Origin of the sequence: Aquabacterium sp. (genome assembly GCF_004297345.1) — a bacterium.
In the GTDB taxonomy this organism is placed as follows: domain Bacteria; phylum Pseudomonadota; class Gammaproteobacteria; order Burkholderiales; family Burkholderiaceae_C; genus Aquabacterium.
Genome location: NZ_SCTN01000307.1, coordinates 1 through 11247, shown reverse-complemented (window position 1 = coordinate 11247; position 11247 = coordinate 1). Strand labels below are relative to the sequence as shown.

General features: G+C 59.1%; 9 protein-coding genes. 4 read left to right on the top strand and 5 right to left on the bottom strand.

Annotation, left to right across the window (positions count from 1 at the left end):
* Window positions 1-29: 29 nt before the first annotated feature.
* The 5 genes from EPO09_RS10900 to EPO09_RS10880 form a co-directional block, all read right to left on the bottom strand.
* On the bottom strand, window positions 30-389 hold the full coding sequence (locus tag EPO09_RS10900; protein WP_290642991.1) for a response regulator: 360 nt from the start codon (window positions 387-389) through the stop codon (window positions 30-32).
* A 2-nt stretch (window positions 390-391) separates the two neighbouring features.
* On the bottom strand, window positions 392-1798 hold the full coding sequence (locus EPO09_RS10895) for a diguanylate cyclase (RefSeq protein ID WP_290642989.1): 1407 nt from the start codon (window positions 1796-1798) through the stop codon (window positions 392-394).
* The gene (locus EPO09_RS10890; protein ID WP_290642987.1) at window positions 1795-2382 is read right to left on the bottom strand and encodes a hypothetical protein; all 588 of its coding nucleotides are present in this window, start codon (window positions 2380-2382) and stop codon (window positions 1795-1797) included. Before EPO09_RS10890 ends, EPO09_RS10895 begins: the two co-directional genes overlap by 4 nt.
* Window positions 2383-2591: 209 nt before the next feature.
* On the bottom strand, window positions 2592-4715 hold the full coding sequence (locus EPO09_RS10885) for a DUF1631 family protein (RefSeq protein ID WP_290642985.1): 2124 nt from the start codon (window positions 4713-4715) through the stop codon (window positions 2592-2594).
* A gap of 60 nt (window positions 4716-4775) precedes the next feature.
* Window positions 4776-5789: an AraC family transcriptional regulator gene (locus EPO09_RS10880; RefSeq protein WP_290642983.1), complete on the bottom strand. Its 1014-nt coding sequence runs from the start codon at window positions 5787-5789 to the stop codon at window positions 4776-4778.
* Between the two features lie 273 nt (window positions 5790-6062).
* On the opposite strand from EPO09_RS10880, the gene EPO09_RS10875 reads away from it, so the two are divergent.
* From EPO09_RS10875 to EPO09_RS10860, 4 genes are all read left to right on the top strand, one after another.
* Window positions 6063-7493, top strand: coding sequence for a diguanylate cyclase (locus EPO09_RS10875; protein WP_290642981.1), 1431 nt, complete (start codon window positions 6063-6065; stop codon window positions 7491-7493).
* On the top strand, window positions 7490-8566 hold the full coding sequence (locus EPO09_RS10870; RefSeq protein ID WP_290642979.1) for a diguanylate cyclase: 1077 nt from the start codon (window positions 7490-7492) through the stop codon (window positions 8564-8566). The genes EPO09_RS10875 and EPO09_RS10870 overlap by 4 nt, the downstream gene beginning before the upstream one ends.
* A 233-nt stretch (window positions 8567-8799) precedes the next feature.
* Window positions 8800-9984, top strand: a complete 1185-nt coding sequence (flhB, locus tag EPO09_RS10865; protein WP_290642977.1) for a flagellar biosynthesis protein FlhB — start codon at window positions 8800-8802, stop codon at window positions 9982-9984.
* Window positions 9981-11247, top strand: a 1267-nt coding sequence (locus EPO09_RS10860) for an FHIPEP family type III secretion protein (protein WP_290642975.1), incomplete at its 3' end; no start/stop codon positions are given. The genes flhB and EPO09_RS10860, both read left to right, overlap by 4 nt.

Below are 11247 nucleotides of genomic sequence, written 5' to 3'. Positions count from 1 at the left end.
CAAAAGGGGCGCCGCGGCGCCCCTTTTGCTTACAGCTTCAGGACCTTGCGTATGCCGCCCAGCAGGATGTCATCCTTGTGGGGTTTGACGATCCACGCGACGACTCCGAACTCTTTGGCCTTGGCCTTCAGTTCCGGGCTGGTTTGCGTGGTCAGCATGAAGATCGGGGCATGGTAGCCCTGTTCCTTGATGTGGCTGCACATGGTCAGGCCATCCATGCCGGGCATGTTCAGATCGGAGATGACCAGGTCGATGGCATGCTGGCCCATCATCTCCAGGCCTTGCTCGCCGTTTTCGGCTTCCACCACCTCGAAACCGTTCGGGATCAGCAGATCCTTGAGCGTATCGCGCATGGTCTTGGCATCATCGATCACCAGAATCCGTGGCATGGTCATTCTCCTTCGGCCGATTCAATGCACACCTGGTTCTTGCCATTGTGCTTGGCCACATACAGATATTTATCGGATCGCTGCAAGAGTGTTTCGAGCGTGTCTGACTTGTGGCAGTAGGCCACGCCGCAGCTGGTCGTGACGTTCAGTGTCCTGCCGCCGCCAATGTCGATGGGCGTGGCAGCCAGTTTGGCCCGGATGCGTTCAGCGACGATCGCACCGCCTTGTTCATTGGTGTTGTTGCAGGGCAGGGCCAGCACGAACTCTTCGCCACCGAAACGCACACACACATCGGTGTCACGCGTACAGCATCGGATGATGTGGCCGAACTCGCGGATGACGCGGTCGCCGGCATCGTGGCCATAGGTGTCGTTCACGCTCTTGAAGCTGTCGAGGTCGAACATCACGATGGCCAGCTCATGCAGGCTGCCGCGCTTGGCCGAGGCAATCAGGCGGCTGACGCTGTCGTTCATGAACAGACGCGTGTAGAGGCCTGAGAGCGGATCGCGGATGGCGCAGTCATACAGGGCTTGGGCCTGCTTGCCCAGCATGTCGGCCTTCTCGATCTGGCGTTGGGCCAGGTAGCTCGCGGTGATGTCTTCCAGGATGACCATGTAGCGGTCAACCGTGTTGTTCTTGGCAATGGGCTGGAAGCGGGGCTTGATCCATTTGTCGGAGTAAGCAGCACCTTCGATCTTCAATTGACCAATGCGGCCCAGGGAGGCTTCGCGTGCCGTGAAGTGCGGCATGAACTTGCCAGCGCAGTCTTCGAGGATGTCGAAGGCTTGCTTGATCTCGTTGTGCAGTTCCGGGTTGTGCCGGTTGAGCGTGTCTTGCAGGCGCGTGCCAACCAGTTGATGCTTGTTGAGCAGCACGTGGCAATACTCGGAGAGCACTTCGGTGACGATGCCGGCGCTGTCCACCACCATCAGGCCCAGCGGGATGCTGGAGAAGATGCTCATCAGCTTGAGCTCGGACTGGTACAGCACGGACAGATCGTCGCCCACAAGGGAGATGACCTGGCCTTCTGCATCACTGACATGGCCCAGCCTGAACACGCGCCAGAAGAAGGGCTTGGCGGCTTGATCGCTGCCATTGCCGGCCACTTCCAGCTTGATGCGAACGCTCGATTCTTTGGTCGATTTGTCGCGCAGATGCTGGAGGTGGTGCAGCAGGATGTCGGCGTTTTCGGTCGTGAAGTACGACGTGAAATCCAGGTGCAGCGCGCCTTCCATGGTGCACCCGACCAGGTCGCAGAAGGCCTGGTTGGCGCGGATGACCTTGTTGTCCTGGTTCAGCATGACGAACACGCTGGGGATGTTGTCCAGGATCTGTTCGTTGTATTCGCAGGCGCTCTCCAGCATGGAGAGCACACGGTGCGAGGCAATGAGTTCGTTGTGGTTGTTCATAGGAAGTCCAGCTCGCCTTCCTCAGCCACTTCGTCAGCAGCCTTGACAGTGGAGAAGTCGTCTTTGCCCATCAACTCAACGAAGCAGCTGCAGTAGATGGTGTCGAACGGGCCGTTGAGCTGCCAGAAGTCGCCGAACTTGGTGATGGCGCCGCTCTTTGGCTGATAGTCGGCGTAGATCTCGTAGATGCCACGGGTGCACAAGGGGACGCTCATGCCGATGGCGATCTGGTGTGCATCGAAGATGCGGCACACGCGTCCACCCATCTGGTTGCTGAGTTCCTTCATGAAATCGATCAGTTGCTTGTCGCTCAGATCGTCGGCCGAGGCGCCTCTGGCTTGTCGATAGGTGCGGATCTGCTCGGGATTGAAGTGCACCTTGAACACGATGCGCAATTCATTGCTGGTCAGCAACACCATGGCGATGTAGCGGCTCAGCACCTGGCCGAGTTTGTGATCCGGTGGCGATGGGATCACTTGAACGTCCTGGCCGTTGAAGTATTGGCTGGCCTGGATGACCGATGCATTGCGCAGCAGTTCGCGCAAGTTATCGACATTGGCCTTGGTGGCGGTGTCAAGGTCCATGATGTCAGCCTCGCTGTGTCTGGCCCAGAGGAGTGTGCATGGTCATCCCTTTCTGATTTGGCGGCCTGTTGCACGGGCCGTGCGCGTTGCATGGGTGGCCAAAGGGGCCATCATCTGTGGCGTATTACGGCCATCCTGCGTGTCACCTTGAGTCCCTTCATGTGAAATGAACGAGCGACCTTGCCGCGCGCCGTGACAAAGTACCGACATCAGTCGTGCAGATCCTGCAGCATGCTGTCCACGGCACGCTGCATCAGGCTGCGGTCTTCCAGATCGGTTGCCAGGCCTTCTGCTCTGAGGCGCTCCAGGGCGCGTCGGGTCATGGAGTGCATGCGGCCTGCACGTTCGCTGGTGAACATGTAGAACTGGCGGTTGGCGCTGATCCACAGCAGGTGAGCAGTGGTCCATTGCCCTTGCAGGAACAGCTTGCACCACATGCCTTTTTGCAGCGCGTCAGCCCAGTCCATTGGTGTGGATGCGCGGGCCATGTCGTGCATGTCTTCGCCATAAGCCATCGGGACGGTGGGCAGTGAACCCAGATTGGTATCGACCAACTGAGGATGATGGGATCTCGCGCTGCTTGAGTGGCCTACAGACGGTTCGTCGGCTTGATTTCGCTCGCGCGTTTCCTGCCGCATCTCCTTGCGCATGTTGGCCACGATGTCCTCTGCACTGGGCTCTGCCTGGCGGCTTGTGGCTTTTGGGGTGGACAACAAGTGGTGGGTGTGGATGCCCATGAGGTCGTCGAGGATGGCATCTTGCTGATCGGTTGGCAATGCGATGCTGGCCATGCCTCGCTTTAGTCGGCCGATCAACCCTGGAAGCGATTGCCTCAGACTTTCGCGCTCGCTCATGTTGACGGGGCGCTGAAGGCTGTGCAACAAATCATCCACGGTAGCCATCATGGCTTGGACTTCGTCTTCGTCGGGTGTCATCGATGCCATGACCCGACTGAGCACATCGACCCAGGGGCCGAGCAGGAAGTCGCGTATGCTGGTCTTGAGCTTGTGAGTGGCCAGTTGCTGTTCAACCTGCTGCAGCAATATCGGGCGCACCGAGAGTCGCAGGTCAGCCTCCTGGAGTTGGGTCACGGCTTGTGGTGCGGCCTGCAGTTGAGCCTGGCTTTGTGCTTCTATGAAGCGCTGCACATCGGCCAAGGTGGCATCCAACTGGGCCAGAGTCGGGCCTGGCGGCCGTACGAGTTGCTGAATGCGCGGTTGGATGAAGCTCAGGAAGGCAGCTAGCTCTGCTTGGTCGGCTTGTTCTGATTCGCTGTAGCCGGAGGCGTAGGCTGCCAGTTGGTTGATCAGTTGCCAGGCTGGGTGTTGAGCCGAGCGCAGCACCTGTGGGTCGTTTCTGGCTACGCGCATCACGGCGGGCTGCAACTGGTCGATCATGTTGCAGATGGCCGGTTGAAGTTCCTGATCCCGGTGCATTTGTGCGAACAGCCTGTTGAGCAGGTCAAAGACTTGTTCTTCCGAGAACGAGCGTGCACTGTTGGTCTGCGCCTGAGTCGTGCCTGGTGGCCAGGCATGGCCGAGTGCCTGGAAGGTCAAGGCGGGCTGTCCATCGCTTGATGGCGAGGCTTCTGAAGCTGGTGTCTGATGAGCACGTGGGGGCACGGGCAGTTTTTCCAGCAAGCTGTGCAAGGCGCCTGGCTGCGTCACATTGACATCGGATTGTGGTACAGCCCTGGGGGTTGTGACAGCTTTGTAGGCCTGCGGGCTCCAGCCTTGTTGGCGAAGCTTTTCGCAGGTTTGGGCATAGAAGACCTTGAGCAGATCGGCCAGCACCTTGCCGCTGATACGCAGCAGCATGTGGCGTTCATTGTCTGCGAGGGGCAGTTCGCGTGTGGCCGTGCTCAGCGCCTTGGCAAAGACAGCCGGTCGGGCCGGATTGTCCTGGGGCTTGAGGCGGGTCTCGCCTTGCAGCGTTGAGGTGAATGCTTGCAGCTCGCGCAGTTCCCACTCGGCCGCCAGATCAATCAACTGCACAGTCCGAGAGACTTCGATTTCTTGCTCGGCTTGGGCCTCATCGACCAAGGTCAACTCATCAAGAGACAAGACCGTCAGCGACGGGCTGCTTGATTCCGGCTGTGATTGTTTTTCAATCTCGGACTTGATGTGAGAGGCGAGCGCGTGTTCGTATGGGCTGCGCTGAGCTTGTACGATTTCGGCGACCTGAAACAGCAAACTGCGATCGGCTGCCATGGCCAGATCGGCACTGGAAGCACGCATGGCCTCTTGCGTGTTGTGCACAAGCAGTCGCGCCAGCTCCGGGCTGCGAGCGAGCAGACTCTGGACGTGCTGCTGATAGGGGGACAGGTCGGCCATGTTTGCATGGTAGGCCTCACGCTACGCACACCATGCGAAAAGTTGGCTGCTGATCTGGCCTCAATTCGGGTTGACTTGTATCCGGACGTCTCGCCACTCCAGCGGCGTCATGCCGGTCCAGTCCTTGAAGGCCCGGTGGAAGCTGGTGACTGAGGAAAAGCCCAACTCGCCCGCAATTTGCTTGAGTGAAACGCCCGTATCGGCCAGCAGGTGCTCGGCCATCAACTGTCGGCATTCCCGCAAGAGCTCGGTATGGCTGGTTCCTCGGCTGGACAGGTGTCGACGCAGGCTTCGGGCACTCAATCCGAGTTTGTCGGCGACCTCTTCAATGGTGGGTGCTATTGGAAAGGCATCCACCAGCACGTTCTTGACACGTTGAATCAGGTCCACGTTGCGCTGCAGCGTGCTGAGGGCCAACTCCGCCTTGGTTTTGGCCTCGAGGTAGCTCACCTTGTCGTGCCAGGGAATAGGCTTGTCCAGCGTGTCGCGGCTGAAGGCCAGGCAGTTCTCGCTGGCATCAAACAGGGCAGGGGTGCCAAAGCTGCGGGCATATTCTTCTGCATGGGCTGGCGCGGCGTGCTTGAAGCTGAGCCGGCTTAGATTCATGTTGCCGGCGCCCGCATATCGCAGCATCTGCAGAATGGCCGAGGCCACAAATTCGATTCTGAACAGCGCGCTGGGCCCCTCTGTGATGCAAGGTGAAATGATGATCCTGGCCGTATCGCCTGCTTCATGAAGCGCGATTTCGGCTTGGGGCAGCATCAACGGCGCAAAACGAATGACGTCCTCCAGCCCTTGCCTCAGGTAAGGCATGTGCATCACCAACGCAGGCAGCACGCCATATCGTTGATTGGCCAGACTGGCGCCGGCTTGCAAACCAAAGTGCGGTACCTGCGTGTGACGCAAGGTGGCCTGAATCAGGCGGTCGTAGAGGTCAAGGGGAATCCAGTTTGACTCGTCCAGGCCGTCCATCATGGTATCCAGCCCGCAGGCTCGCAGCGCGGCTTCGGACTGGAAGCCTTCCATGTCTAGCGTGGAAGCGAGGACGCGCAGGTGAATGGGTGAGACGAGCATGATGAGGAACTGCAAACCATCACCGCAGGATTGTGCCGTGTCGGTTTGTACATAGATTGGGGTATCAGACGGAAAACGAGGAAGTCTGCGCGAATTCTGGGTGTCGATCAATGTGTGTCATTTTAAATGTAAGTGAGGAATGAATCACTTTTTGAGGGGGCCTTCGTCGCATCCCAGCCGTTCGACGAAGATCGGGGGATCCGGGCCGTCATCCAGGCGCGATGAATGTTATGAACCTCGCCTGGCAGCCTGATTAACCTTCCCGGCCAGGTGTTGACCGGATATACGAAGGGTCGGGAAAACGCGGGGGTGAGGGGAGACAGTCCAATACCAGGGAAACCCGAGGGCGCGGCCAATGATGCGTTACGCAGCTTGAAATGCGCGTCCACGCATTCGGTAGATTCAGTCAGTCAATGGCCGCAATCGTTATTTCTTCCATCACCCGAAAGGGCTAGTATTTGCGCAGGCGGGTGTTTGCGCCTGCACAGGTGGTGGTGTCATACAAAAACAAAGCTCCTCACTCTTTTTGCTCATGCCATGCAGGCAAGTCTTGCATGGCTTATTTTTTTTGGGCATCGTGGTGCCCTGAGTCCTACCTTTGTGTCATTCACGATCTTGATGGTCAGCGTATTGGGTTTTGATCCTCCACAGCGACTCAGGCTGCAGCGCACATTGATTGCCGGCCTGATTTACCTGGCTTCGTGCATGGCCATTGCACTGGGTATGGCCGAAGGGCTGACAACGGTGTCTGCTGGTGTCGCCGTGATGGCGTATGAACTGGCCGGCTTCCTAACCTTTTTCATCGCCATACGGTTTGGCCTCACACGGCGGCTAGATGATCCCGCGTTGACCCTGCCTCAGGTGTTGCATGGTCTGGGGGCCATCGTGTTGGCCTATCTTCTGATTCCGGCCGGGCGCAACCTGACCTTGCCGTTGTTGAGTCTGGCCTTGACCTTCGCTTTGCTGTCGAAATTGACGCCTCGCCAGACAACCTATTGCGGCTTGGCTGCTGCTGCCATGCTGGTCGTGGCGTTCATGGCATCTTATCTGGGCAGGCCCGATACGGCTGATGTGGCGCAAGAAGCGATCAACCTCATCATGGCGGCGCTCACGCTTCCGGTGTTCTCGTCGGTGGCCAGGCAGGTCAAGGAGTGGCGGGAGAAGCTGGACGAGCAAAAGGTCCAACTGCACAAACTGATTGGTGATTTGCGTGAGCTGGCTGCGCGGGACGAGTTGACAGGACTAGTGAATCGGCGCGCCATGAACACGGCTGTGCTGGAAGAGCTGATGCGCTTCAAACGTCATCAACGCCCCTTCTGTCTGGCGATTTTGGATATCGATAACTTCAAACGCATCAACGACCAGTTTGGCCATCACGCCGGGGATGCCGTGCTGCTTGCATTGGCCAAGCACCTCACCCAACACTTCGCCATGCCAGATCATGTCGCGCGCTGGGGCGGCGAGGAGTTCGTGATCCTGCTGCCCGAGTGTGCGCTGGATGACGCCATCCGGATGCTGGATGCCATGAGGGCTCAATTCATCCATGTCATTGGCGGCGATGGCGAGCCGGCATGTGGCGTCACTTTTTCGACGGGTGTGACTCAGGCATGCCCCGGAGATCTGCTCACACATATCCTGGAGCGGGCTGATGTGGCCTTGTACCAAGCCAAACGGCGAGGCAAGAATCAGGTGGTATCGGCATGAGCTTCTTTGGGGCCGATCCTCGTGTGGCTCGCGCGTTCCGTCGCACCTTGATGGCCAGCCTGGTGTGCATGGTCTGGACAGCTATCGTCTTGATGGCATTTTTGCTCGGCAAAGTGTCTACCCTGGGGATGACATGGCTTGCTGCCTTCAACCTGGGCGGCGTGGCCTTGTTCAATGTGGCCGTTCGTGCGGGCTGGTCTTTGCGCTTCAAGGACGTGGGGTTGACTCAAGCCCAGATGGTATTTGCCATCCTGAGCATGTGTGGCGCTTATGTACTGGTGCCTCAAACGCGAGCGGCCGCTGTACAGACCATGTGTCTGACGCTGGTGTTCGGGACCTTCAGTCTTACTGCCAGCGAGTGCATTCGGGCAGGTCGTCTGCTGGCGGTCTTCCCCCTGATGACCGTGATTCTGTTGAAAGCATGGAGCCCAGGCACTTTTTCTATGGGATTGGACGGTGTGCCGGCGCTGGGCGCCTCGACGATCATGCTGCTGATGTCATGGTTGCTCAGCCACTTTTGCCGCATGCGCCAGACGCTTCATGAGCAGCGCAAGGAACTCAAGGATCTCGTGGCCCAGACCGAGAAAATGGCCATGACGGATGACTTGACGGGGTTGCTCAACCGCCGGCGGATGCTGGAGTTGGTCGCCTTTGCTCACGCCAGGCACGCCCGCAGCGTGTCACCTGTCTGTCTGGCCTTGCTGGATGTCGATCACTTCAAGCAGGTGAATGATCAATTTGGGCACCACATTGGCGATGAAGTACTTCAAGGCATTGCTGAGGCACTCAGGCAGGGTGTGCGAACGACCGATCTGGTCTGTCGCTGGGGCGGGGAAGAATTCCTCGTGCTGCTGCCTGACGCCGATGCACAGAATGCCAAGCTTGTACTTGACCGCGTTCTGGCAGTAATGCCGTCGCGTGTCGTGTCATCCACCCATCCCGATCTGCGCGTGTTGTTTTCCGCTGGTGTGGCGCAAGCGCGATCGGGCGAAGATCTGGCGGATTGGGTTAAACGCGGAGATGAGGCAATGTATCGCGCCAAGCACGCAGGCAGAGGGCGCTGCGTCGCCTAGCTCCTTGGATAGGGGTAATTTACGGATTCATTCCTCGTTTTCCGAGTTTCATTTTCTATTCTGCGAATTTCGGCTTGATCGGGCCAGGCGTGACGCAGTTCACACTTGGCCCGATCTGCATTTGCGTCAGGCAAAACGCGCGCCGAATAGCGTGTGGGGCACCCCTCTTATCTGGCTAAAGATTTCCGGGTGCTCGCGAAGAATGCCTATCAAGCAGCAGTCCTTCGCACACCATGTCTGATCAAGGTTCCCAAGACAAGCAATTACCGGCCTCGGCGCGAAAGCTTCAGAAAGCACGCGAAGAGGGCCAGGTCGTTCGCTCCAAGGATCTGGGGCACTTTCTGGTGATCCTGGCGGCCACTGGCGTGCTCATGGGCCTGACGCCGGTCTGGATGGACAAGATGCAGACCCTGCTGCACGCGGGTCTGCGCTTTGACGCCCGCATGGTGGCCAACAACGATGTGATGCTGGATCGCCTGAGCCAGTGGGCAACCGAGGCTTTGATGATCGTCGTGCCCTTCAGCCTGAGCATCGGTCTGGCCTCGGCCGCAGCCAGCGTGATGGCAGGCGGCTGGGTGATGTCCTTCAAGGTCGTTCATCCCAATTTTGGCAAGCTCAATCCGATCGCCGGCTTCGGCAATCTGTTTTCCAAACAGCAGATGATCGATGCGCTCAAGGCCTCGGCCCTGGGCCTGATCCTGGGCGCGGCGGGCGCCACGTTCTTGTACAAGGCCTGGCCCGGTTTGATGGGTCTGCTGTCTCAACCTCTGCCTGCCGCCATCCACGACCTGGGCGTGACCTTGGGTGAAGTGTTGGGCTCCATGCTGCTGGTGATCGCAGCGTTTGCCATCATCGACTGGCCGTTGCAGAAGTTCCTCTTCGCCGAGAAGATGAAGATGAGCCATCAGGACATGAAGGACGAATACAAGCAGCAAGAAGGTAACGGCGAGGTCAAGGGCAAGATCAAGCAGAAGATGCGCGAGATGGCCCGCAAACGCATGCTCGCCGCCATTCCCACCGCTGATCTGGTTGTGATGAATCCGACTCACTATGCGGTGGCGCTCAAGTACGACGAGGCCTCGATGGGCGCCCCCCGTGTGGTGGCCAAAGGCCTGGATCTGCTGGCGCTGAGGATCCGCGATCTGGCCGTCGAGAACCGCGTACCCGTGCTGGAGGCCCCGCCTCTGGCACGTGCGCTTTACGCCAACACGGAAGTGGACCAGGAAGTGCCCGTGGCGCTCTACAGCGCTGTGGCCCAGGTGCTGGCCTACGTGTTCCAACTGCGCAATGCCCTGTCGGGCCGTTCGCCCATGCCGGGCAATCTGCCTGATCTGGATGTGCCTGCCGAGCTGGATCCACAGCACGCAGCCAGGCTGAAGGCCCAGGTCGAACAAGAAGAGTCGGAGATTGAAGCATGAATGCGATGGTGATGAAGCTCCAGTCGGTGCTGGGTGGCCAGCACAAGAACCTGCAAGTGATGGCCGCACCGCTTGTTGTGGTGTGCGTCTTGGCCTTGATGGTGCTGCCACTGCCGCCTTTCATGCTGGACGTGTTTTTCACGTTCAACATCGCTGCAGCCTTGATGGTGATGATGGTGGCGGCCACCATGATTCGTCCTCTGGACTTTGCGGCCTTCCCATCGGTGCTGCTGTTGACCACCTTGTTGCGCTTGTCGCTGAACGTGGCGTCTACCCGGGTCGTGCTGCTGGAAGGGCATACCGGCGCAGGCGCTGCCGGCCACGTGATTGAATCATTCGGCCACTTCCTGATCGGCGGCAACTTCGCAGTCGGTTTGATCGTGTTCGCGATCCTGGTCGTCATCAACTTCGTGGTGATCACGAAGGGTTCCGAGCGTATTGCTGAAGTGAGCGCCCGTTTCACCTTGGACGCCATGCCCGGCAAGCAGATGGCGATCGACGCCGACTTGAACGCCGGCCTGATCGACGAGAAGGAAGCCAAGCGCCGCCGCCTGGAAGTGGGCGAAGAAGCCGAGTTCCACGGTTCCATGGACGGTGCCTCGAAGTTCGTGCGTGGTGACGCGGTCGCCGGCATCCTGATCCTGTTCATCAACATCATCGGCGGCTTCGTGATCGGCGTGGTGCAGCACGGCCTGTCACCCGGAGATGCCGCCAGCTCCTACGTGTTGCTGGCGGTCGGTGACGCGCTGGTTGCCCAGATCCCCGGTTTGCTGATCTCGGTGGCGGCCGCCATGGTGGTGTCTCGCGTCGGCAAGGACAAGGACGTGGGCGCCCAGATCATGGGCCAGATGTTCGAGAACCCCAAGGTCATTGGCGTGGCAGGTGGCATTCTGGGTTTGCTGGGCGTGATTCCTGGCATGCCTTCCTTCGTGTTTCTGCCCATTGGTGGCGGCCTGGGCTGGTGGGCCTGGAAGCTGGCTTTGAAGCAAGAGGCCATTCGCAACGCACCCAAGCCGGTCGAGAAACCCGCTTCGGAAGTGGCCAACCCCAACGGCGAGGCCACCTGGGAAGACCTGCAGCCCGTGGACACCCTGGGCCTGGAAGTGGGCTACCGCCTGATCCAACTGGTCGACAAGGATCGTGGTGGCGATCTGCTGACCCGGATCAAGGGCGTTCGCCGCAAGTTCGCGCAAGAAGTCGGCTTTTTGCCGCCATCTGTGCACATCAAGGACAACCTGGAGCTCAAGCCCAGCTTCTACCGCA

Bases quoted from the DNA above. Each gene is read 5' to 3' on its own strand.
- EPO09_RS10900 (WP_290642991.1), bottom strand. From the start codon at position 389: ATGCCACGGATTCTGGTGATCGATGATGCCAAGACCATGCGCGATACG.
- EPO09_RS10895 (WP_290642989.1), bottom strand. From the start codon at position 1,798: ATGAACAACCACAACGAACTCATTGCCTCGCACCGTGTGCTCTCCATG.
- EPO09_RS10890 (WP_290642987.1), bottom strand. From the start codon at position 2,382: ATGGACCTTGACACCGCCACCAAGGCCAATGTCGATAACTTGCGCGAA.
- EPO09_RS10885 (WP_290642985.1), bottom strand. From the start codon at position 4,715: ATGGCCGACCTGTCCCCCTATCAGCAGCACGTCCAGAGTCTGCTCGCT.
- EPO09_RS10880 (WP_290642983.1), bottom strand. From the start codon at position 5,789: ATGCTCGTCTCACCCATTCACCTGCGCGTCCTCGCTTCCACGCTAGAC.
- EPO09_RS10870 (WP_290642979.1), top strand. From the start codon at position 7,490: ATGAGCTTCTTTGGGGCCGATCCTCGTGTGGCTCGCGCGTTCCGTCGC.
- flhB (WP_290642977.1), top strand. From the start codon at position 8,800: ATGTCTGATCAAGGTTCCCAAGACAAGCAATTACCGGCCTCGGCGCGA.